Raw genomic sequence first — 24,723 nt, forward strand, 5'->3', positions numbered from 1 at the left:
AGAAAAGACCTGACTAGGATGTCAGGTCTTTTCTCTTATTATTTTACACCTACTGCATCATAAGCTTTCGTTACAGCTTGTACAGCTTTAGAGTTTTTACCATATAAATCTTCAGCTGACTGAAGAGCAGCTTGACGCATCATTTTGAAGTCAGAGTTTGCAGTTAAATATTTCGTAAGAGCACGGTAGTAAATTTTTTCTGTCGCTTCACGGCCCACTCCAGTTACTTTCACGCCGTAATGATCTCCGCCTTCAGATACTAAGTATGCAGCTTTATTGTTAATACTGCTGTTAATATGAACGCCGCCATTATCAGCTGTTCCAGTATAACGTTTACTATAGTGATCTGGGTAACCTTCACTTGGTTTTAATGGGTTTGGAATAGACGCTGGGTCTTTAAGAGAGCGAAGCGCATCACCAGGTTTATCAGGTGTATAAATGTCAGCACCTAAATCCCAGCTCTTCTTCTCAACCATAACACCCATAATATCAGATAACGATTCATTTAACGCCCCTGACTCATTTTTGTAAACAAGGTTTGCTGTATGTTCAGTTACAGCATGCGTTAATTCGTGACCGATAACATCAAGTCCAGCAGATAATGGAATGAATGTTTTTCCATCGCCATCACCATACATCATTTGCACACCATTCCAAGCTGCGTTATTCCAGCTCTCCCCTACGTGAACAGTTGAAATAAGCTTCGCACCTTTATCATCGAAAGAGTTACGATTAAATGTCTTTTTGTAGTAATCATATACTTTTCCTGCATTTACATGCGCATCAACTGCAGCTTTATCTTCGAAGAACTTAGATTTACTTTCAACTTCTTCTCCTGTATATCCAAGAATTTGTGAGAATAAATTAAACCAGTTCTCGTCCATATTTTCTGCATCAAATGTGTGAACACCTTGTCCTCGTTTACCATCAAACAAGTTGAATTGTCCTGTTTTCGTATCTTGAGCAATTTCAAATGATTGTCTAGCACCTAATACTCCGTAACCAAATCCAGTAATGTTATCTACAGCGTTATATTTCTCAATAACATTTCCATTCGTTGCATCAACAAAATAATGCCAATATCCTGGAGCTGGTTTTGAAATCGATGCCTTAACTAAGTATGCAAGGTAGTAATTACCGTCCTTTTCATATACAAATAAATCTTTTTTCACACCGTCATAACTCTTTACTTTACCAATTTCTTTCTCAATATCTGCCTTTGCAATTGTTTCTGCTTGTTCCGCACTAATGCTTGCAGATGCAGGAATATTTTTATCATCTAAATTCGGAATAACTTGTCCGAAGAATGCTTTTACATTGTTCTCTTTATCAAGTGTAACAGTTTGATCAGAACCGTACACAGGGATGTTATTATGTTTCTCAACTAGCTTCACATGTGTCGTATCAGATTCAGCGTCTTTTTCTTCTCCAACGATATTAAAATGCTTTTCAATATTTCCTGCTAATTTAAACATATCTTTCTTACTCTCTAAGTATTGAAAGACCGTCTCTTTTTTATCTAGTCCTTCCGGTGCTTTCCATTCTTCACCTATGTATGCAGGTGTTTTAAATTCTTGATGATATTGAATTTTTTGTTCTTCCGCTTTCGTTGTCGTTGCCCCAAACGCTCCAAATCCCCCGGCGATAACAGTTAACGCTAATGCTGATGAAATGACTTGCTTTTTCACTATAACATTCCCCATTCCCATAAAGATTTTTGACACTTTTATACAATTCTGATTTTTACAGCTCATACCTCTACCGAAAATTTGAGAAACATTTTTCAGACAATTCCAATCAAAAAAAGAGGACATCCGATAGGATGTCCTCTTTTTTTACGCATTTTATTGTTTTTTCAATTCAATTGCTAAATAGTGTGATTGCTCTTTCGCTTGAATGTGAATATCTTCTCCTACAGATTCTGCTGCATCCCGCATAACAAATGTTTCACCATTTATTACACTGCTTCCTTCAATTTGTACAAGGTACAATTGACGGCCTTCTTTCACTGGAAAATGAATTTCTTTTCCAGCCTCTAATGATAAAGAATATAAATTCGCATCTTGGTGAATTTGAATTGGTGCATTTCCTTCTACTGAAGACACCATATGGAACCATTCATTTTCACGCTTGCTCCAATCAAATTTAAACTCACCGTAGTTTGGTTTATGATCTGCACGGTCTGGTAAAATCCAAATTTGTAATAAACGCAGCGTTTCATCGCCTAAATTATGCTCGCTATGAAATACACCCGTACCAGCACTCATATATTGAACATGTCCACGCTCAATCGTTCCGCGATTTCCCATGCTGTCTTCATGTGTTAAAGCACCATCTACAACGTAAGAAATAATCTCCATATCACGATGTGGATGCATATCAAAACCAGTTTGCGCCGCTACTAGATCATCATTAATAACACGTAACGCTCCGAAGTTCATATTATTTGGATTATAGTAATTGGCAAAAGAAAAATGAAAATGTGTATTTAACCAACCATGATTTGCTCTGCCCATATTTTTATGATCAACTTTTCTAAACATATCCTTCACCTCATACTATCTCGAATTCGAGATTTATTCTAAAATTTTTTCTTACTGTAACTTTTTTAGTAGTTTTAATAATTGCTTTTGTTCCTCTATATTTAAATTATGAAACTTCTCTGCTTGGAACGTTTCTTGAGGTGGGACGATTTCCTCATATAAAGCTCTTCCCTTTTCTGTTAAAGAAATATATTTCGTAGTACCCTCTTGTTCACGCAAAATCCACTCAAGCTGCTCCATTTTATTTAAAAGCTGCGTTACATTTCCTTTCGTAACAAATAGCTTATTTCCAAGTTCTTGCTGCGTTAAACGATCATGTCCTCCAACTTGAGCTAACACATCAAACTGGGCGGCAGATACATTCCATTTTTTTAAGTGCTGATTCGTCTCACGAATACTCTTATTATAAAAACGTGACAAACGAAACCATAATAGTAGTCCTAGTCTATCCTCTGTTTTCATTTCATCACCTCGCTCGTTTCATATCATTAGTTTAGAACTAAACTTAATTAAAGTCAAATACTTATTTTTAATAAGTATAAGGAAAGCACAGCGCTATTTCTCCACTATGCTTTACATTAACTTTCTACTCTTATATTCATCCAATTTCCTCTCCGCGAACTTCCTCGCATCTTTTTCAATCCATCGCTCTTCGTACCGTTCACTTCCCACATACAATATATCTCTCTTATGCTGCATCGCATGGCGAAATTCATGCAGTAGCGTTTTGAGAACTTGCTCATACTCTTCCCACATACAAACGAAAATTAATTGTTTTTCTTTATGATAAAAACCACCTACTGGGAATAGAAACTCTTCTTCCTCTTCCCCTAATGATAGAAGCACATCGTTTGCATCACACGTATCACAAAAAATAACGGGCGTTTTACATACTTCAATAAGAGAAAATAAATCCTCTCTTAGCTTTTTGACATCCCAAGGAAGCTCCGAATCCAACACATACCAATTCTCTACCTGTTGATATACATTTTGAAACTGGAGTTCCATTTCTCTTTATTCCCCTTTCCAAGCACCCTTTTTCTATATGTATGCCACAATATGGTAAATATTAAACGTATTCTCTTACCCTAAAAAAATGACAATAAAAAGAACCTATATCAGCATAGGTTCTTCTAAATTTTAAATTTTTGTAGCTTTCGTATCCCACTTAAAGATTTTATTTAAGAATTTATATACATTCTTCGACTCTTTTGTCAGAAGTGGGCCTAAAATGGATAGTATAAGCACGTATAGTGCTGAGAATGGTTTCAGTACTGACATTAAGCCACCGGCGATACCGATATTAGCCATAATGATGGAGAACTCTCCTCTTGAAACGATTGTTAATCCGATATTTGTTGATGCTTTATGAGATAATCCAGCTTGTCTTCCCGCGATCATTCCTGCTACAAAGTTACCGATTATCGTAAGAAGGACAGCGCCTAACGTTAACCATATCGCTCCGCCTAATGAGAACGGATCAATACTTAACCCGAAGCTGAAGAAGAAAATAGCTCCGAAAAAGTCTCTAAATGGAACAACAAGATGTTCAATTCGGTCACTATGCTCTGTCTCAGAGAAAACTAATCCTAGAAGAAGTGCTCCAATTGCTTCTGCAACGTGAATTGTTTCTGAAAAACCAGCAATGAAGAATAAAGAAGCAAATACTACAATAATAAAGATTTCATCTGAGCTAATATTGAGCAATTTATTTAATAACGGCGTAGCCTTTCTAGCTACTATAAAGAATAGAAGCATATATCCTAAAGCAATTCCAATTGAAGTAAGGGCACCTAAGAAGGAAGCGTGATCCCCTAGTACTAAACCAGAAACAACTGATAAATATACAGCAAGGAATATATCTTCAAACATAATAATTCCTAAAATTAATTCGGTTTCATTATTACCAGTTCTTCTTAAGTCCACTAACACTTTAGCAACGATAGCGCTAGAAGAAATCGTAATAATACCCGCTATAATTAAGATTTCTAGTAATGGGAATCCCATTATAAATCCGTATAACAAACCAAGTGAAAAGTTAATTAAAATATAAATCGTTCCGCCAATCGCAATAGAGCGTCCAGATTTAATAAGTTTTTTCATTGAAAATTCTAATCCTAGATAGAATAGAAGGAATAGAACCCCAATTCGTCCAAGGAAGGAAATTACACTTGCACTTTCAATAAATTTGAGATTGATAACACCTATTGTCGGTGCATGCGGTCCTACTAACATTCCAAGAACGATTAGAAAAGGAATTACTGAGAACTTAAATTTTCCAGCAATTACTGCTGCAATTGCCACTAAAACTAAAGCTGTACCAACTTCAAAAATTAACGTATCCATCTAATCAGTCCCCCCTATTTGAAAGTAATTCATTAATGATTTTTTTAATTTCTTCTCTCTCACCTGAAACTACAAGCATATCTCCTTCTTCAATTACTGTTTCTGGTCCTGGATTAAATAGCTTCTTCATGTTCTTCTTCATAACTGCGATTATCGTTACGCTATATGTTTTTCTTATTTCAAGATCGCCAATTGTTTTTCCGATTGCTGGAGCTGTATTCTCTACTTTAAACCACTCAATTGCTAAACCTTCAAAAACCATCTCAACATTTTCTAACGCCCTAGGCTTATATACCATTCCACCTAATATTGCTGCAATTTGTCTTGCCTCTGAGTCACGTAGTGAAATACTTGAGATGCTTTCTTCATGGTCTGAATCAAAATGATACATTTCTCTACGTCCATCATCATGAATAACAATTACCATCTTTTCGTTACCTTTCGTAACGATTTGAAACTTATAACCAATACCCGGAAGTTCACTTTCTCTAATATTCATTTTTAGATCCTCCATAACTTATTTATTTTAATTTTCTGTTTTTCTGTCTTTTATTCATCCAATCAGCTTTAGAAATTCTAACCACTCAGGATATTTGTGATTTGGAAATCTTTTATTGTAATAATAAGTGGACCCTAAAAAGATACTTAAAGATGTAATGATAAAGAATATATTACTTCTCATTTTCAAACTCTCAAGGCTTACTTTCAATAAAGAATCTTCTTTCAAATTACCCCCACCTTCTCGCTTTAAATTTAGTTTTTTAAAATGTAAATAATTCTAAAAATATTATTATGTAACATAATCATAACACAAAAATGATTTAAGTAACATGTTTTTTAGAAAAATTGATTCTCGTATATTTTTTGCATATAATTTTCTTATTACGAAAAAAAGGAAGTGTATTATATGGTTGATATCTTTAGCAGATTCCTTGAGGTAACGAATAATATTTTATGGTCATATATTCTTATTGCAATGCTAATCGGCTTCGGTCTTTACTTCTCTTTTAAATTAAAATTTGTCCAAATTACTCATTTCAGTGAAATGGTCAGCTTAATTAGTAAAGGGTTTAATCGAAAGGAAAAAAAGAAAGATAGCATCTCCCCATTCCAAGCATTTTGCTTAAGTGCAGCAGCACGTATCGGTATCGGAAACTTAGCCGGTGTAGCATTAGCAATTTCAATGGGTGGACCTGGCGCAATATTTTGGATGTGGTTTATCGCAATTATCGGAGCAGCTACTAGTTTCGTAGAATGTACGCTCGCGCAAATTTATAAAGTAAAAGATGGTAGCAGGTTCCGTGGTGGGCCGGCATATTACATGGAAAAAGGATTAAACAAACGTTGGATGGGTGTTTGGTTCTCACTTCTTATTACAGTTGCGTACGGATTAATTTTCAATTCAGTACAAGCGAATACAGTAACAATAGCGTTTGAAAATGCTTTTGGACTAGAGCGAACGATCGTAGGAGCTCTATTAGCCTTATTAGTTGCAGTCATTATTTTTGGTGGTATTAAGAGCATTTCACGTATTACAGAAATGATTGTTCCGCCAATGGCAATCGTTTATATCGGCGTGGCTATTTTTGTCGTTATTAACAACTTCAGTATGTTACCAAGCATTTTTATGGAAATCTTTAACGGTGCATTCGGTTTAGACCAAGCCATCGCTGGTGGTATTGGAGCAGCAATCAAGTTCGGAATTCAGCGCGGTTTATTCGCGACAGAAGCAGGAATGGGTAGTTCTCCTAATGCAGCCGCAACATCTGATGTATCTCACCCTGTAAAACAAGGACTTGTTCAAGCGTTAGGCGTTTTCGTAGATACATTCTTAGTATGTACATCAACAGCATTTATCGTATTATGTTCTGGACTTTACAAAGGATCAAATTTAGAAGGTATCGAATTAACACAAAACGCATTAAGTTCACAAATTGGACCGTGGGCAAGCACTTTCTTAGCGATTATTATTTTCCTATTCGCTTTCAGTTCACTTCTAGGAAACTACTATTACGGTGAAACAAATATTGCATTCATTAAAGAAAGCAAAACATGGTTAATGATTTATCGTGTTGCAGTTGTTGGAATGGTATTCTTCGGATCAATTGCTGCTCTTAAAACAGTTTGGAGTTTAGCTGATTTATTCATGGGACTAATGGTATTCACAAACTTAATTGCCATCTCATTCCTTAGCAAATTTGCTTACGCTGCATTAGTAGACTATTTGAAGCAAAAGAAGCAAGGAAAAGATCCTGTCTTCGTTGCAAACTCTATCCCTGGCTTAAAGAATACAGAGTGCTGGGATGGACAGGATGTAGAAGAAAAACAAAAGGCTGTTTAACAAATAAAAGCGGAAGCGGCTCGTTTAGAACAAGAGCTATATATTAAACAAAATCCCTATTACTCCACAGTAATAGGGATTTTTATTTACACCAGTTTATAATTTGTTCAATTTAATTCCAGCAAAAGGGTTGATTTATAGAGATTACTAGATTATAATAATTATAAATTAGCAATTGATATCACATAACAACTCAAAAGGAGATTGATCATAATGAACAAACAAGTAATCGAAGTATTAAACAAACAAGTAGCAGACTGGAGCGTTTTATTCACAAAACTTCACAACTTCCATTGGTACGTAAAAGGACCTCAATTCTTCACATTACACGAGAAATTCGAAGAACTTTACACAGAATCAGCTACTCATATCGATGAAATTGCAGAACGTATTTTAGCAATTGGCGGCAAACCAGTAGCAACAATGAAAGAATACTTAGAACTATCTTCTATTCAAGAAGCAGCATACGGAGAAACTGCAGAAGGGATGGTCGAAGCAATCATGAAAGACTACGAAATGATGCTAGTCGAACTAAAAAAAGGCATGGAAATCGCTCAAGACTCTGATGATGAAATGACATCTGACCTACTACTAGGCATCTACACAGAACTAGAAAAACACGCTTGGATGCTACGTGCGTTCTTGAATCAATAATAATTAAAAGCGGAAGCGGCTTGCTCAGAATCGCAGGGCACTTCAAGCTCTCGACCTTGAAGCGCTTTTTGCTTCGAGCGAGAGAGCGAAATGACCGGAGATTCTAGCCGCTGGAGCTGGATATCATCTAAAAGCGGAGGTAGCTTGCTCAGAATGTGAGGGGGATGGAGCTTTTGACGTAGAGGCGCTCTTTGCCTCGCAGGAAAAAGCGAAGCCACCGAACATTCTAGCTACCGGAGCTGGATATTACTTTAAAGCAGAAGCGGCTCGCTTAGAACAGGAGGGTGTTGGAACTCCTGATTACGAGGCGCTTTTTGCCTCGAATGAAGGAGTGAAACAACCGACTGTTCTAGCCGCTGGAGCTGGATATCATTAAAAGCGGAAGCGGCTCGTTCAGAGTCGCTTTTTTCCATGGAATTATCGCGCATGCTGGTACATGAAATTTATATCAGCGATTTTTCCAATATATCAGCGATTATCCAATTATATCGGCGATTCCCTCCAATATATCAGCGATTTTTCAATTATATCGACTTATCGACAAATCACGACAATATTAACACACCCCTCTCCCCTACTTTTATCAATATATTACAATCTCATCTATGTTAAAATATAGGAAACACCCTTTAGTATCATAGACCCAAAAAGCTTTTCCAAATTCATCATTTACTACTTAAATGACGGGAGTGGTTCAGTTGAAAGACTACTTAATTAGAGCATTTTTTGCGTTAATAACAGTTGGGATTCTCTTACTTATAGCTAATATTTTCAATATACATGTCGAGGTTAAGGACTATGCTTTCCTCGTTGTCGTAGCAATTGGTGGCGGCTGGGGTGGCTGGTACCTGTATAAAAAACAAAGCAATCAAAATGATAAAGGCATTCCAAAGTAATATGGAATGCCTCTTTTATTGCCTTCTGTAATAAATAATGAAATTCAGGCCACTAATACAACCAATCGCAATAAACATACAAAACGATTGTGGATCTCCAGCCAAATTATACTCATCAACAATAAAGCCAATCATAAAGAGTGTTATCGCCGAAACACCGATACACAATATCGAAATAAACCAAAGCGAAAATTCATTAATTAGCTCTTTCTTCTGCGTTGAAACGATTAGCATAACAAGAATAGACGCTGCTAAAATACTTTTAAAAACAGGACGTAAATACACAAACTCCTCCATCAATTTCTCCTTTTCCAAAAAACATCATATCTCAACATTAACATATTTAACCAATTTAAAAACACATGCCATCTTAAATTAAAACGACATGTGTTTCCGTATTTGCTATGATAGTTGCTTCCACTTCGTTCCCAAAACAGGACGCTCATAATTTTGGATTGCATGAATTAGTTTATCTGCTGTCTCTGCTGAAACGATCAATTCTTTATTCGATGGATTCATGAATCCTTCTTCCGCTGCACGTTCAACCATTTGCAAAATTGGTCCGTAAAAACCTTTTATGTTTAATAAACCAACCGGCTTATTATGTATACCAATTTGTGACCAACATACAACTTCAAATAGTTCTTCAAACGTTCCGTATCCGCCTGGCAGCGCAATAAAAGCATCCGCAAGCTCTGCCATTTTAGCTTTACGTTCGTGCATCGTCTCTACTTCAATTAATTCTGTTAATCCTGTATGCACAATTTCTCCTCGGAATAGACCGCGCGGCATAACACCTGTTACACGTCCACCTAAACGAAGAACTTCGTTTGCTACTTCTCCCATTAATCCGACACATGAACCACCGTATACGAGCTCATAGTCGTTCTCAACAAACATTTTACCTAACTGAATTGCCTGCTCTTTAAATTCTGGTCTCTCCCCTAAATTTGAACCTGCAAACACACAAATCTTTCTCATTCTTACACCCCGAAACTATATATTGTTATGATACAATGAACATTGTACAACATATTGAGGGGATGAGAAAGAAATGGATATCGTTGCATTTCAAAGATGGGTTGAGGAATTTTACGAAAAACGAAGCTGGTCACAGTATAATGCTTTTATTCGGTTAAATTTCTTAACAGAGGAAGTTGGAGAAGTTTCACGCGTTGTTCGCGCAATCGAAATCGGTCGTGATCGTCCTGATGAAGACGCGAAAACAGAAGAAGAGCTAAAACAAAAACTAAAAGAAGAACTTGGTGATGTACTATCTAACTTTATTATTCTTTCGCAAAAATATGATTTAGACTTACAAGACATTATGGACGCACACGTCACAAAGCTTTCGAAAAGGTTCGAGACATCCAAATGAGAATATTATCAATTATGGTATAATATTCTTGTCACAATACTAAGGGGGATTTTATGTTATCAAAAAAATTGCACGACGCATTAAATGAACAAATGAACTTTGAATTTTACTCTGCCCATGCTTATATGGCAATGGCTGCTTACTGTACAGCGGAGAGCTATGATGGATTCGCTAACTTTTTCCTTGTACAAGCTGAAGAAGAACGTTTCCACGCAATGAAACTTTACAACTATATTAATGACCGCGGAGAGCGTGCTATTATTACTGGATTTGATAATCCGAATAACGAATACGAATCTGTATTAAACGCTTTTGAAATCGCACTTGAACACGAGCGTGAAGTAACGAAGCGTATTTATAACTTATCTGATATCGCTTGGGACGAGCGTGAACATGCAACAATTACATTCTTAAAATGGTTCGTTGACGAACAAGTGGAAGAAGAAGCTTCATTCGATAGCATCATTCAAAAATTAAAACGTATTACAAGCGATTCAAACGCACTGTTTATGCTAGATGCTGAATTAGAGAAACGTACATTTACGCCTCCAGCTGAATAATATTTCAATCACCTTAATACATGTATTAAGGTGATTTTTTTGTTTGCTCTCTATCTTAAAATCACCTTAAATTTCCTCATATTTGACATAGTGCCAGCTATAAAATGGTATTATTTTCAATATAAAAACGAATATACGAGGAGAGGAAAAATGAATCAACGTGTAGAAGCTGTTGATGCAATTCGTGGTTTCGCTTTGTTTGGCATTTTACTAGTCAATATGACATTAATTCAATTCGGGTTCTTCACCAGTGAAAAACCAACTTATCTATTCGGCGATCTTGATAAAGGCGCTAATTGGTTTATTCAATTCTTCGGCACACATAACTTTATATCCCTATTTTCTTTTCTATTTGGGCTTAGCATTATTTTGTTACAAAAAAGTATTATCGCAAAAGGAAAAAAATTCTTCCCCACATACATAAGACGTATTATCATTCTTTTACTACTAGGCTACATTCACGGCACTTTTGTTTGGGAGGGCGATATTTTATTTGCATACGGAATAATCGGGATTTTCTTAATGATGTTCATCAATCGAAAACCGAAAACTTTGCTCATTTGGGCGATTATTCTACTCGCACTTATTACACTTATGTCTTATCAAACTGATCCATCTACAAATATAGATGATTTTGCACCTTATACTGAAAAAGAACATAAAGTCCATCAAACTGGAAGCTATATGGATCACGTCAACTTTAGATTGACTGAAAATCCTTTTGATTACATGGGAATTGACGGTGCATTCGGATTATTTTTCATATCAGTTTTCGCAATAATTTTTATGTCTCCACTGTTCCTACTCGGAATGTATGTAGGGAAAAAAGGCTGGCTATTTGAGGTCAGTAAACATATACCTGCTATCAAAAAAATATGGTTTGCCACCGGTCTCTTCTCTTTTACAATTAAAATCTTAGCTATGTTCGTAAAGCACCCGCTTTTAATTATGCTACAAGATGGCCTTACACCAGTAACTATGACCTTCTTTTACGGAAGCACAATCATTTTATTATTCCATTACAAAAAAGCAACCCGTCTACTAACATACATGGCGAACATGGGGAAAATGTCCGTTAGTAATTACTTAGCGCAATCTATTATCGCAACAACCATTTTTTACGCATATGGATTTGACTTATACGGGAAAATTGGCTATTTCTTCGGTATTCTTTTAACCATCGGAATTTATACGATTCAATTATTCGTTAGCACCTATTGGCTCCAAAAATACCGAATGGGGCCAGTGGAATATGCGTGGAGACTGGGAACTTATTTAGAGAAACCACGTTTTAAAAGAGACTTGGATAAAGCAAGTTAAACAAAAAAAGCAATGAGCCCACGCTCATTGCTTTTCTTAATTTATTAAAGCATAACCCCAACGATAATCGCTGATAATATACTTACTAACGTTGCACCGTATACAAGTTTTAAACCGAATGATGATACAACGTTTGCTTGTTTGCCATCGATACTCTTCGTTGCACCTGCGATAATTCCGATAGATGAGAAGTTCGCAAATGATACAAGGAAGATAGATAAAATACCTACTGTACGAGCTGATAAATCACCAGCTACTTTTCCAAGGTCAAGCATTGCAACGAATTCGTTCGTTACTAATTTTGTTGCCATAATTTGTCCTGCTTGTAGCATCTCTGATGTTGGAATACCCATTACGAATGCTAATGGTGAGAAGATGTATCCTAAAATGCTTTGGAATGTGATTCCGAAAATTGAATCGAATACACCGTTAATTGCTGTAATTAATGCTACGAAACCGATTAACATCGCCGCTACTGTTACAGCGATTGAGAAACCAAGCATAATATATTCGCCTAACATTTCAAAGAATGTTTGTTTCTTGTCTTCTTGTAATTCTAAAATATCGTCTTCTTCTTTTACTTCATATGGATTAATGATATGAACGATAATGAATCCACTGAATAAGTTTAATACAAGTGCTGTTACTACATATTTTGGATCAATCATTTTCATATAAGAACCGACGATTGACATCGATACTGTAGACATTGAAGATGCACAAAGTGTGTATAAACGATTTTTCGGTAATTTGCTTAGTTGATCTTTTACTGTAATGAATACTTCCCCTTGACCAACGATTGCAGCTGCTACCGCATTATATGATTCTAGTTTTCCTAAACCGTTAACTTTACTTAATAGGAAACCTACTGCACGAATGATAATCGGTAAAACTTTAATATGTTGCAGAATCCCGATTAATACTGCTAAGAAAATAATCGGTAATAATACTGTTAAGAAGAATGGTGCTTGTCCATCGTTTGCTAGACCACCAAATACGAAATTAACCCCAGCTTCCGCAAATTTTAAAATAGCGCCAAATCCATCTGCGATCCCTTTTACTAATACAAATCCGACCTTTGTATTTAGTAAGAAATACGCAAGTACCAATTGAATGACAAGCATAAGTGCAATTGGTTTATATTTAATTTTCTTACGATCTGAACTGATAAGGAAACCTAGTACAAATACTACAAGTAAACCGACTAGAAACATTACTATTTTCATATGTGAATCCTCCACTTCTCCCATGAGTTATTGGTCGTATAACGTATAACGAATGACGTCTGACCATTGATGTTAAAAAAATTTAAAACCCCTAAATACTATTCAACTGTCATCTAAAATCAGTAAGCGTTTACATAAATTGCAATTTATAAAAGGTAGCCTCTTCTCTCCTACCATATTTGAAAGTCTGAAATTGATACCACCTACAAATCAAATTGTAAGCGTTATCTAGACGAAATGCAATATAAATTTTAAAATATTTTTATATGTTAATATATTCCTAATTAATTGGTTTTTTCATGCAATTTTACCATAAAAATAGCCCTAGCTATGAGCTAGGACCATCCTTTTTTACCCCGATTGGTGAGGGCTAATAATCAGCGGGGGATAAAGCCACCCACTGATTAAAGTTTCACTTTATAACATAACACCAACGATAATCGCTGATAGAATACTTACTAATGTCGCACCATACACAAGGCGTAGACCAAATGATGATACAACATTTGATTGATTTTCATCGATACCTTTCGTTGCACCTGCGATAATTCCGATAGATGAGAAGTTCGCAAATGATACAAGGAATACAGAAAGAATACCAACTGTACGAGCCGATAAATCACCAGCTACTTTTCCAAGATCAAGCATCGCAACAAACTCATTTGATACTAATTTTGTTGCCATAATTTGTCCCGCTGTTACCATCTCAGCTTGTGGGATACCCATTACGAATGCTAATGGTGAGAAAATATATCCTAAAATAGCTTGGAATGTAATACCGAACACGGAATCAAACAAGCTATTAATTGCTGTAATTAATGCTACGAAACCAAGTAACATAGCTGCTACTGTAATCGCAATCGTGAAACCAAGCATAATGTACTCGCTCAGCATTTCAAAGAATGATTGTTTTTTCTTATTTTCTAATTTCAGTGTATCTTCTTCTTCTGTAATATCGTACGGGTTAATAATATGAATGATAATGAAACCACTAAATAAATTTAATACAAGTGCTGTTACTACATATTTCGGTTCGATCATTTTCATATAAGAACCAACGATTGACATCGACACCGTCGACATAGAAGATGCACATAATGTATATAAACGATGTTTTGGGATTTTACTTAATTGATCTTTTACTGTAATAAATACTTCCGCTTGTCCAACAATGGCAGCTGCTACTGCGTTATATGATTCTAGTTTTCCTAGACCATTTACTTTACTTAACAACGTACCAATAGCACGAATAAATACAGGTAAAATTTTAAAGTGTTGCAGAATTCCGATTAAAACGGCAAAGAATACGATTGGTAATAGCGCTGTTAAGAAGAATGAAACCTCTCCTTTATTAACAAGACCACCAAATACGAAAACGATTCCAGCTTCCGCATATCCAAGAAGTGCCCCAAATCCATCTGAAATTCCTTTTACTAAAATATAACCGACTTGCGTATTTAATAAGAAATAAGATAATGCTAGCTGAATAATAAGCATAATTGCGATTGGTTTATACTTAATCTTCTTTCGATCGGCACTTATAAGAAAACCGAGTACAAATACAACAAGTAATCCTACAAGGAACATAACAAACTTCATTAATAAAATCCTCCATTTAACTCTTCATTAACGTTGAACGTCTGACCACTCAAAACAAGAAATAATCCGAACTTTCTATTTCTCCTCCAAAACCTTCAATCGAATAGGAAAAATCATAAAACCTCTTGTTTCAAAGGCATTTATCATTCTAACACAAATCACATCTCATATCCGCACTTTTCTTAAAAAAATTACATTTTATTATAAAACACTCATTAATGTTCGTCTTTTACTCCCAACAAATATATGGATAAAACAAAAAATGAGCATCAAGTTTCACTTGATGCTCACCTCATTATACTGCTTTTTCTTTATCAGCTACTTGCTCTTCCCAGCACTCTGTATTTTCCAGGCCTGGAATTGAATTCGCATAAAAGACTGGATCTTTTCCTTGTTTCTTTTGCTTTACGTAATCTGATAATGCTGCAAAGGCATACTTAGAAAGGAATACGATTGCCACTAAGTTAATAACAGCCATAATACCCATGAATAAATCTGCTACATCCCAAACGATTTGAATTGTCGCTACAGATCCTAGCATAACCATACCAAGTACAGCAATGCGGTATGCATTTAATAACACTTTACTTCCATTTAAGAACTCAATATTCGTTTCACCATAGTAGTAGTTACCTACTAATGAACTAAATGCAAACAAGAAGATCGCAACTGCTACAAATATAGAAGCCCATGGACCGATATGTTGACTTAACGCCTGCTGCGTTAATTGAATTCCATTTAAATCAGCTGCATTATGCACATCTGATAAAAGAATAATAAATGCTGTACAACTACAAATTAATAATGTATCAGTAAATACCCCTAAAGTTTGAATGAAACCTTGTTTAACTGGGTGCGTTACGTTTGCAGTCGCTGCTGCGTTCGGCGCACTACCCATACCTGCTTCATTTGAGAATAACCCACGTTTTACCCCTAATAAAATCGCAGCTCCTAATCCTCCGCCTACTACTTCTTTAATTCCGAAAGCATGTAAGAAAATTTCTTTAAATACATATGGAATTGCCGTAATGTTTGTTACAACAACGAATAATGCCACTGCTACATAAATAATTGCCATTACTGGAACAATCATTTCAACCGCGCGAGCAATTCGTTTTACTCCGCCAAAAATAATAACTGCAAGTAAACCAGCCATTACAAGACCTACTAATCTACTATCTGTTTTGAATGCTCCATCAAAAGCAGCTGCTACAGTATTAGATTGCACAGCGTTAAAAATCAATCCGAAACTTACTGTTATTAATACAGAGAAAATAGCTCCAAGCCAGCGTTTATTTAAACCCTTTTCCATATAATACGCTGGACCACCACGGAACGTATTCCCATCTTTCACTTTATAAATTTGCGCTAATGTGCTCTCTACAAATGCAGAAGCACCCCCAATTACCGCGATTAACCACATCCAAAATACTGCTCCTGGACCACCTGCTGAGATTGCAATAGCTACACCAGCTAAGTTACCAGTACCTACACGAGAAGCTGTACTCATACAAAATGCTTGAAATGATGATACGCCGCTCTTCTCTTTTTGCGCTTTTCTCGTTTTCGAGCTTGCTCCATCCCCAAGCAAACGAATCATTTCACCGAAGTAACGAACTTGGACAAATTTCACACGAAATGAAAAATAGAGCCCTAACCCAATTAACATCGCAATAATGACATATGACCAAAGGATATTATTTACATCCCCAATTACCTTAGCTAAAAAATCCATATTTGCATTGCCCCCTCTTCCTAACAATAAGAAAATTATATTCTAAAAACTTTAAGTAATCAAGAACTTTATGTAAGGTTTTATGACATGAGTATGTCAAATATCTTAACATATATGTTTTTTTACATAAAAATATAGCCATCACATGCATTTATCCAATACTCAATCACTTATCCTCTTCGACCAGTCATACTTTTAAAATAGTACGTTCCCCACAAATAACGAGAGGAACAAACAAAAAAGTTATATTAATAATTACCTCTCACCCTTTTCATCATTTACTACAACAAAAAAGGCGAGCATCGAATTCATCTCGATGCTCGCCTTTTCATTATACTGCTTTTTCTTTATCCATTACTGCTGACTTATCCCAACACTCTGTATTTGTTAAGCCAGGAATAGAATCTGCACTGAAGACTGGATCTTTTCCTTGTTTCTTTTGTCTTACATAGTCTGCCAATGCAGCATACGCAAATCGTCCAAGAAGTGTAATCGCAATTAAGTTTGTGATTACCATTAGTCCCATAAATAGATCCGCCATATTCCATACAACTTGAAGCGTCGCAACAGAACCGAATAATACCATTCCTACTACCGCAATACGGTAAATCGTTAACCACGTTTTACTTTGTTTAATGAATTCAATATTCGTTTCACCATAATAGTAGTTTCCTAAAAGAGAACTAAATGCAAATAAGAAAATAATAATCGCTAAGAAGCTACTTGCCCATGGACCGATTTGTGAACTTAATGCATTTTGCGTTAACTCAATACCTTCTAAATTTGTTGCTTTATATGCACCAGAACATAGTACGATAAATGCTGTTGATGTACATACTAAGAATGTATCTACTAATACGCCAATTGTTTGAATAAAACCTTGTTTTGCTGGATGCGTTACATCAGCCGTCGCTGCCGCGTTTGGCGCACTACCCATACCTGCTTCGTTCGCAAATAATCCGCGCTGAATACCGTATTTCATCGCAGCGCCGATACCGCCACCTACAGCTGAATCTAAACCGAATGCACCTTTAAAGATTTCCGTAAACACATCTGGTATTAAATAGAAGTTTTTAATAACAACAAAAATAGCTACCGCAATATAAATAAGCGCCATTGGCGGAACAATCATTTCCGACATACGTGCAATACTTTTTACACCACCAAAAATAATAACCGCAACTAATGCAGCTAATACAATACCAACAATATAACGCTCTAAACCAAATGCATTTTCAAATGCTAATGTTACTGTATTTGCTTGTACTGAGTTAAAAATTAAACCGTAACTAATTGTAATAAGGATAGAGAACCAAATTCCCATCCAACGTTTATTTAAACCTTTTTCCATATAATAAGCAGGACCACCACGGAAGCCACTGCCATCTTTTATTTTATAAATTTGGGCCAGCGTACTTTCTACAAAACTTGAAGAAGCCCCGATAATCGCAATAACCCACATCCAAAATACCGCGCCAGGTCCTCCCATAGATATAGCTAACGCTACACCAGCTAAGTTACCGATACCAATACGAGCTGCTGAACTCATACAAAACGCTTGGAAAGAAGATACACTACCTTTTTTACGCGTCTTTCCAGTTAATCCATCACTCATTAGTCGAACCATTTCCCCTAAATGAGTAATTTGTACGAATTTCAATTTAATAGAAAAATAAAGACCTAAACCAATTAACATCGCAATAAGAATATATGACCAAAGAATTGTATTCGTTGATGAAACAAATTGCTCTAAAATATTCATACAATTAACCCCTCCTTTTCTCCATAAAACGAATTATATTTAAAAAACATTCAAAAATCAACATTTTTCGACAATTTGCAATTTCCAAATATTAGCCAGGCTCGCAGTAACAATATCTTTATGACTGCCCTCCCTCTAACTGTGCATACTAAAACAAAAAATAAATTCACAAACAACCCCATTGACAAAAACACCAACCTGTAACTATAATGATTACAGCAGGTTGTAACAAACCTAATTACAATACATTCATTCACTTTCAGATATACACTTTAACAAAACACTTTGGAGGGATTTATTATGAAAATCGGAATTATCGGAGCAACTGGTAAAGCAGGAAGTCGTATTTTAAAAGAAGCATTAGATCGCGGACATGAAGTAACTGCAATCGTAAGAAACGCTGCAAAAATTACAGAAGAAAACGTAAAAGTGTTAGAAAAAGACGTATTTTCTCTTACATCTAACGACCTACAAGCATTCGATGTAGTTGTAAATGCATTCGGTGCTCCAGCAGGACAAGAACACCTTCACGTAGATGCAGGAAACGTACTAATCGAAGCGATGAAAGGTGCACCTAACACAAAATTACTTGTAGTTGGCGGCGCTGGAAGCTTATTTGTAGACGAAAAGAAAACAACACGTGTATTTGAGACACCGGGTTTCCCAGGCGAATACCTTGCAACAGCTCAAAACCAAGGCAAAAACTTAGAAATCTTACAACAAACAAATGATATCACTTGGACATTCATCAGCCCTTCTGCACTATTCGCATTAGGAAAACGCACTGGTTCTTACAAAGCTGGTAAAGACAACCTTCTTGTTAACGCAAAAGGTGATAGCTACGTAAGTTACGAAGATTTCGCAGTAGCAGCACTTGATGAAATCGAAAATCCAAAACATGTAAACGAACGCTTCACAGTAGTTTCTGAAGCTGAATAATAAAAAAGCTCGTAAAACATTATGTTTTACGAGCTTTTTCTTATTATTGTACTTGCTCTAAGCCATTTTGAGTAATCTTGAAGGAAATCTCTTTAAATTTTTTCGCATCCCCTTTTCCAATTAACTCACCAGTTTTATACCAACTTAAACGATCAGATTCTGCATGATACACTTTTACTACATCACCATACTCGAACATCATACCATTTACTTGCTCAGCAAAATTCTTTGAAGTCTCTTGTCCTTCTGCCGTTACATGTTTTTTCTCCGTTCCATTTTGATCATATAGGGTAATTCCCATATATAATTCATTGTTAAAGTAACTATGAATTTGTTCATTTGTAGACGTTACATGTAGTTTCTTATCATCATGATTTAACGTTACAATAGAACGAATATCATCACCCAGCCCTTGGTATACAAGACTATCTCCATATGTTACTTCTACTGGCACTTCTGTTATTTGCTTATTACCAAAGCGATCTTTCGTTTCTACTTTTACTGTTTGTTTTCCAACTTTTGATGTAGTTGGTTTTTCTACAAATCCAACTACTTCTCCGTCTTTCACTTCAACAAAAGCTTTTGGATCTAACTTTTCAACATCTGTTCCGATTACTACTTGTTGAGATTTCGCTGTGACTTCTTGTAAAGCTCCCATTCTTTCGAAGCCTTGCTCTGTAATTTTAAAGAATACTTCATTTACACCATACTTTGTATCTACGAACTCATTCTTTTTATATACTTTAAAACGATCGAATTCTCTCTGATAAACCTTTACTATATCACCATATTCAAAGGACATTTCATTGAGCTGTGCTGCAAACTCTTTTGTATTTTCAGATGCTTTTACTGATAAATCTTTCTTCTCTTTTCCATCCTTATCATACATAGTCATTCCCATATACTTCTCATCTGCAAATGAAGTATGCATTGGACCTTCTGAATCTGTTGTACTGAATTTCTTTTCTTTATGATTTAATGTAACAATCGATTTAATATTCGTTTCGTCGTGCCATGTACCGAAGAACATAATGCTATCTCCGTAAATCACTTCTACTGGCACTTCTGTTATTTGCTTATTACCAAAGCGATCTTTCGTTTCTACTTTTACTTTTTGTTCACCAATCTTTGTCGTATTTGGTTTTTCTACAAATCCAACTACTTCTCCGTCTTTCACTTGCACAAAATCTTTTGCTTCTAATTTTTCAACGTCTGTTCCAATTACTAATTTTTGTGGTACTGCCGTTACTTCTTGCAGAGCTTCTAATCTTTCAAATCCATTTTCAGTAATTTCAAAGAATAATTCTTTTATTTCTTTATTTTTTCCTTCTCCCACATATAAACCTTTTTGATACCAATGTAAACGTGAAGACTCTGCATGGTATACTTTCACCACATCTCCATATTCAAATACTAACCCATTTACTTCCTTGGCAAAAGCTTCTGTATTCTCCAAGCCTTTTACCTCTATATTTTTCTTCTCTTTTCCCTCTTTATTGTACAAGGTGAATTCAAAATACTTCTCATCTCCAAAGTAATCATGAATCAAATTATCCGTATCTGTCGCACTCATTTTTTTCGTATCCTGATGTAACGTTATAATTGATTTCATATCGTCACCATCATAGCTTAACCCATATACAAGTAAACTATCTCCATATGTCACTTCTAATGGAACTTCCGTCACTTTCTTATTTCCAAAACGATCTTTCGTTTCCACTTTTACTTTTTGTTCACCGATTTTCATTGTATTCGGTTTTTCTACAAAACCAATTACTTCTCCACCTTTTACTTGAACAAAGTTGTTCGCCTCTAATTTTTCAGCGTCTGCCCCGATTACTACTTTTTGCGGTACTGCTTCTACTTCCTGTATACCGTCTATTAGTTCATATCCTTGTGGAGTAATCTTAAAGAACTTTTCTTTTTTATTCTTAGCTCCACCTTGCTCTACAAGTTTATTACTTTGATACCAATCGAAACGACTTGGTTCTGCATGATATACTTTCATAATATCGCCATATTGAAGTTCAACACCTTCAAGTTGCAAAGCAACTTTTTTAGAATTTTCTTGACCTTCTATAGAAATATTTTTCTTTTCATTTCCGTCCTTATCATATAAGGTAATCCCTACATACTTTTCATTTTTAAAGCGCTCATGGAACTCATTACCAACGAAAGAAACGTTGATTTTCTTTTCATCATGAAGGAGCGTTATAACAGAATTTACCTCATCACCGTAACCTTTAAATACCATAGTATCTCCATAAAGACTGTTAACTGGAACAGAAATGAAATTCCTCTGTTCTTTCTCATCCTCAATTTCTACTAATACCGCTCTTTTTCCAACCTCTAAATCCAGCCACATAATTCTACCTGTTACTTTTACATTTTCACCTAAATTTTGAACAAGACTATTTGCTAGATTTTCATTAAAATTCGCACCAACGATGAGATCTTGTACCACATTAGACGCTTCACCATAAGGAAGCCCGCCGTATGGTTTCACTTGTTTTTCACGAATAATATTACTATCTGTTGCTTTCCATATTTCTTTTTCTAATTTAGGTAAATTTAAATTTTCGATTTTCCCTCTAACCTCATCATTTGGACCTAATCCCCATTTCTCAAAAAACGGTACTAAGTTTTGTTTAGCCGCTTTCGATGCCATATAAATAAACATTTGCTTTTTATCTTCATCTGAAGCAGGCATTTCAGATTCTGGTAATAAGCGATACATTTGATGTAAATTAGGGTAAAAATGCTCTCCATAAGCTAAATCAAGTTGCCAAAACATTACTAGTTTCTCGAATTCTTCCATATTTTTTTGAGCATCAGGATTATCTAAGTAAGCAAAAGCTTTTTTATAATGACCATCTTCTTCTAGACTTGATTTATTGCCTAACATTCTTTGAACCGATAATGAATATATATTTACTGTTACTTCTCCTACACCTGACCAAAACCAAGGAGCTTGCTGATGTAAATGCCCTACTTCATGCCATGGTCCCCAGCCATCTCCTTGTAATCTCTTTATATTTAAAACCCTATCCATAGTCTCTGGAACATACCCTGTATGATAATGAGTAGCAAACATCCAATCATCTTTATCTGGTTTTCTCTTTTCAACAAATTGGATATAGTGGTTTGGAGCTTTTGACACCCCTATACCATCTTCAGATAATCCTGCTACAGAATTTTCAAAGCGAATAATCTTATCATGTAGCCTCATTAATTCTACTGGATCCGTCTCTCCCATATAGTTTTCCACTGCTTCAGGACTTGCAGTAATTAAACTTCTCTCACCCTTCAATTCAACTGCATAAGGATTTTTATACTTCTTTAACATTGCATCCCAATCTTTTTTTGTGTGCTTCCCTAAGATAAATAATGGAAAATGACTTCCTCCATGAATAACTGAAGCTGTTACTTCGCCATCATTATTCATGTTATAAAAATATAGTATTCCACCTATTGAAGATGAAATATTATTTTCACCAGGTTTTAACTCAAATTCTTCAAACCCTTTTTCATCATATGACTTCGTTCCTATGAACGCTTTAATAGATTGCGTTCCTTTTATTTCAATTTTAATTTCTTCATTTGGACCAGCATAAATTCCAGTTGGTTCATTCGCTGAAAGTACATAACGTACTTTTAAGCGTTTTTGCTCTTCTTCAATACTACCTTTCCCAGGCAAATGAAACGTTCTCTGCTCCAAACGATTCTCTTTACTCTCTTCCAACTGCCCGCCCTTATTCTCTTCCAAAGGCGCCGCATATCCTTTCGATGCTTCGAAAGCTACTGGTGATAATAATGTAGATATACAAATACCAGCTACTAATACCCTACTCTTTTTCTGCTTTGACATAATCTGTGTCCCCTGTCCTTTTTTTAGACAAACCATCCTATATATTCATTTAATAAGAAATCCTATTATTTTTATAAAAACATTTAACGAATAGACTAACGCCTCTCGCACCTATATCAATTACTTCCGCATTTCTCTAAATGTATTCGCTTTCTTACATTGTAAAATTTTTCATGTATTATGCCCTCCTCACTTCACTCTACTTGTGATGAGTTCTCTTCTTACATAAAAGAAACATAGTAAAAGATATATTTTAGTCTCGTCATCTATACATCTAAAAATAAAACCTTACATTTTCTTCATATATGACCATCTATAGGTAGTTTTTCCAACTGAATTGTACACGCTTTACACTTTGTTTGATAGACTTTTCAATTAGAATAATGTTACAATTTTGTGAATTTAATCTATTTATTGTAACGTTTGGATTTTATTATATTTTGTTATTTCCAAATAATTTTCTCAACATAAAAACAGTGTTTTATCTAATTAATAATTATCTTGATATAATTTTAAATTTCATATATAAAAAGCATTGGTTAACACCAATGCTTTCATCCTTACCTTTTATATTGATTCGGTTTATGCGGTTCATTTGGAGTATGTGGTTTATTATTATCATGACCATTTCCTTTTTTCCAACTCACTGATAACTCCGGACTTGTTTCTTCTTCACTACGCTCAAGTAATACAACTGCATTTTGAATTGTGGGTGTACCTTTATGTGCAATCCCTTGTAGCTTCGTTAATTTCCCGATTACTTTAAAGCTAAATCCACCAGCTGGTGTTTGTTTCGGAATTAAAATGCGGAACTTCTCTCCTACATTAAATTCTGTTTTTGTTTCGCCCTTTTCATTTGCAAATTTCACGCCCGCTGGTGCACCTGTTGGTTGCACTTTATACGTTCCGCTTTTTGCATTTGTTTCTACTGTATATAAGCCTGTTTCAAAGAAATCATTTTTCAATACCGCTTCTTGTTCTTCTGTTGGTACGACACTCATCGTAATTTCTTGTAACTCTTCACTAGCGCTAGCTTTTGCAACGATATCTTTCGTCACCTTTTCTACATTTTTATTACGGAAATCTAAATCATTAATATCGATTTGTTTTAACGCATTCCATACTGCAAGCTGCGTTGCATAATGAGCTTCTCTCCAATCAGAAACACCTAATTCTTGCGGGCTCTTTTGTGGATATCCATTCAATAATACGCGATATACGTTAATATCCACTTTCCCCATTTCCGGTAAATCTTGACCGCTTGGAGATTTTAAATCTACATTTAAGCAAAAAGCAATTTTGCCATCTGCCGTTTTAATAAGCTCTGTTCGAATTGGTTTCTTCTTGGACTTACTATAACTCCAATCCATTTGATACTTTGTATGGTCCATCACTTCTGCGAATGCTTTTTGAAGTGGGAATAACACAAATAAAACACTTAAAAACATAGCTAAAAGTTTGAACGATTGCTTTATATTCATGTTCACAGCCCCTTAATAACAAACTTAATACTAAGTAGTATTTAATTAGAAAATATTTTTATACAAAAAAAAGAG

21 protein-coding genes are annotated in these 24,723 nt (G+C 35.4%); 7 read left to right on the forward strand and 14 right to left on the reverse strand.

Features of this window, described 5'->3' with window-relative positions; translation table 11 throughout:
* Positions 1–38: 38 nt before the first annotated feature.
* The 6 genes from nprB to F3I02_RS27820 form a co-directional block, all read right to left on the reverse strand.
* Positions 39–1,688 carry a neutral protease NprB gene (gene nprB / locus F3I02_RS27795; protein WP_000745128.1) on the reverse strand — a complete coding sequence of 550 codons (1,650 nt, stop codon included), beginning with the start codon at positions 1,686–1,688 and terminating at the stop codon, positions 39–41.
* A gap of 156 nt (positions 1,689–1,844) precedes the next feature.
* A complete protein-coding gene (locus F3I02_RS27800; RefSeq protein ID WP_000488930.1) occupies positions 1,845–2,543 on the reverse strand; it encodes a pirin family protein in 699 nt (232 codons plus the stop codon).
* Positions 2,544–2,594: 51 nt separating this feature from the next.
* Positions 2,595–3,005 carry a MarR family winged helix-turn-helix transcriptional regulator gene (locus F3I02_RS27805; RefSeq protein WP_000845479.1) on the reverse strand — a complete coding sequence of 137 codons (411 nt, stop codon included), beginning with the start codon at positions 3,003–3,005 and terminating at the stop codon, positions 2,595–2,597.
* Between the two features lie 111 nt (positions 3,006–3,116).
* Positions 3,117–3,551, reverse strand: a complete 435-nt coding sequence (locus F3I02_RS27810; RefSeq protein WP_000422801.1) for a DUF3920 family protein — start codon at positions 3,549–3,551, stop codon at positions 3,117–3,119.
* Positions 3,552–3,683: 132 nt separating this feature from the next.
* Positions 3,684–4,889: a cation:proton antiporter gene (locus F3I02_RS27815; protein WP_000380229.1), complete on the reverse strand. Its 1,206-nt coding sequence runs from the start codon at positions 4,887–4,889 to the stop codon at positions 3,684–3,686.
* 4 nt (positions 4,890–4,893) lie between these two features.
* A complete protein-coding gene (locus F3I02_RS27820) occupies positions 4,894–5,388 on the reverse strand; it encodes a cation:proton antiporter regulatory subunit (RefSeq protein WP_001026075.1) in 495 nt (164 codons plus the stop codon).
* 408 nt (positions 5,389–5,796) lie between these two features.
* On the opposite strand from F3I02_RS27820, the gene F3I02_RS27825 reads away from it, so the two are divergent.
* From F3I02_RS27825 to F3I02_RS27835, 3 genes are all read left to right on the forward strand, one after another.
* Positions 5,797–7,230 carry an alanine/glycine:cation symporter family protein gene (locus F3I02_RS27825; RefSeq protein WP_000227591.1) on the forward strand — a complete coding sequence of 478 codons (1,434 nt, stop codon included), beginning with the start codon at positions 5,797–5,799 and terminating at the stop codon, positions 7,228–7,230.
* Positions 7,231–7,443: 213 nt separating this feature from the next.
* Positions 7,444–7,884, forward strand: coding sequence for a Dps family protein (locus F3I02_RS27830; RefSeq protein WP_001041895.1), 441 nt, complete (start codon positions 7,444–7,446; stop codon positions 7,882–7,884).
* A 698-nt stretch (positions 7,885–8,582) separates the two neighbouring features.
* Positions 8,583–8,780: a hypothetical protein gene (locus tag F3I02_RS27835; RefSeq protein ID WP_000656310.1), complete on the forward strand. Its 198-nt coding sequence runs from the start codon at positions 8,583–8,585 to the stop codon at positions 8,778–8,780.
* A gap of 15 nt (positions 8,781–8,795) precedes the next feature.
* Here the strand turns inward: F3I02_RS27835 and F3I02_RS27840 are convergent, their stop codons facing one another.
* A complete protein-coding gene (locus tag F3I02_RS27840) occupies positions 8,796–9,077 on the reverse strand; it encodes a hypothetical protein (RefSeq protein WP_000390916.1) in 282 nt (93 codons plus the stop codon).
* A 105-nt stretch (positions 9,078–9,182) separates the two neighbouring features.
* A complete protein-coding gene (locus tag F3I02_RS27845) occupies positions 9,183–9,761 on the reverse strand; it encodes an LOG family protein (RefSeq protein WP_001225751.1) in 579 nt (192 codons plus the stop codon).
* A 73-nt stretch (positions 9,762–9,834) separates the two neighbouring features.
* On the opposite strand from F3I02_RS27845, the gene F3I02_RS27850 reads away from it, so the two are divergent.
* The 3 genes from F3I02_RS27850 to F3I02_RS27860 all read left to right on the forward strand — a co-directional run bounded on the left by F3I02_RS27850 (position 9,835) and on the right by F3I02_RS27860 (position 12,038).
* Positions 9,835–10,158, forward strand: coding sequence for a MazG nucleotide pyrophosphohydrolase domain-containing protein (locus F3I02_RS27850; RefSeq protein ID WP_196478644.1), 324 nt, complete (start codon positions 9,835–9,837; stop codon positions 10,156–10,158).
* Between the two features lie 53 nt (positions 10,159–10,211).
* Entirely contained in the window at positions 10,212–10,718 is a 507-nt protein-coding gene (locus F3I02_RS27855) for a ferritin (protein WP_000949398.1), read from the forward strand.
* 150 nt (positions 10,719–10,868) lie between these two features.
* On the forward strand, positions 10,869–12,038 hold the full coding sequence (locus F3I02_RS27860) for a DUF418 domain-containing protein (protein WP_196478645.1): 1,170 nt from the start codon (positions 10,869–10,871) through the stop codon (positions 12,036–12,038).
* Positions 12,039–12,082: 44 nt separating this feature from the next.
* On the opposite strand, the gene F3I02_RS27865 is transcribed toward F3I02_RS27860, so the two are convergent.
* The 4 genes from F3I02_RS27865 to F3I02_RS27880 all read right to left on the reverse strand — a co-directional run bounded on the left by F3I02_RS27865 (position 12,083) and on the right by F3I02_RS27880 (position 18,360).
* Positions 12,083–13,264 (reverse strand): NupC/NupG family nucleoside CNT transporter, encoded by a 1,182-nt coding sequence (locus F3I02_RS27865; protein WP_000706848.1) that lies wholly within the window; start codon positions 13,262–13,264, stop codon positions 12,083–12,085.
* 417 nt (positions 13,265–13,681) lie between these two features.
* Complete coding sequence (locus F3I02_RS27870) at positions 13,682–14,863, reverse strand: NupC/NupG family nucleoside CNT transporter (RefSeq protein WP_000673843.1); 1,182 nt, start codon at positions 14,861–14,863, stop codon at positions 13,682–13,684.
* A 295-nt stretch (positions 14,864–15,158) separates the two neighbouring features.
* Complete coding sequence (locus tag F3I02_RS27875; RefSeq protein ID WP_000346393.1) at positions 15,159–16,598, reverse strand: alanine/glycine:cation symporter family protein; 1,440 nt, start codon at positions 16,596–16,598, stop codon at positions 15,159–15,161.
* Between the two features lie 331 nt (positions 16,599–16,929).
* Positions 16,930–18,360 (reverse strand): alanine/glycine:cation symporter family protein, encoded by a 1,431-nt coding sequence (locus F3I02_RS27880; RefSeq protein WP_001022944.1) that lies wholly within the window; start codon positions 18,358–18,360, stop codon positions 16,930–16,932.
* A gap of 300 nt (positions 18,361–18,660) precedes the next feature.
* On the opposite strand from F3I02_RS27880, the gene F3I02_RS27885 reads away from it, so the two are divergent.
* Positions 18,661–19,299: an NAD(P)-dependent oxidoreductase gene (locus F3I02_RS27885; protein WP_000689908.1), complete on the forward strand. Its 639-nt coding sequence runs from the start codon at positions 18,661–18,663 to the stop codon at positions 19,297–19,299.
* Positions 19,300–19,342: 43 nt separating this feature from the next.
* Here F3I02_RS27885 and F3I02_RS27890 read toward each other — a convergent pair whose 3' ends face one another.
* Together F3I02_RS27890 and F3I02_RS27895 are read right to left on the reverse strand one after the other, a co-directional pair.
* Positions 19,343–23,167, reverse strand: coding sequence for a putative mucin/carbohydrate-binding domain-containing protein (locus F3I02_RS27890; RefSeq protein ID WP_196478646.1), 3,825 nt, complete (start codon positions 23,165–23,167; stop codon positions 19,343–19,345).
* Between the two features lie 560 nt (positions 23,168–23,727).
* Positions 23,728–24,648 (reverse strand): thioester domain-containing protein, encoded by a 921-nt coding sequence (locus F3I02_RS27895; RefSeq protein ID WP_001022543.1) that lies wholly within the window; start codon positions 24,646–24,648, stop codon positions 23,728–23,730.
* Positions 24,649–24,723: the final 75 nt, after the last annotated feature.

Origin of the sequence: Bacillus sp. SRB3LM (assembly GCF_015712745.1) — a bacterium.
In the GTDB taxonomy this organism is placed as follows: domain Bacteria; phylum Bacillota; class Bacilli; order Bacillales; family Bacillaceae_G; genus Bacillus_A; species Bacillus_A thuringiensis_K.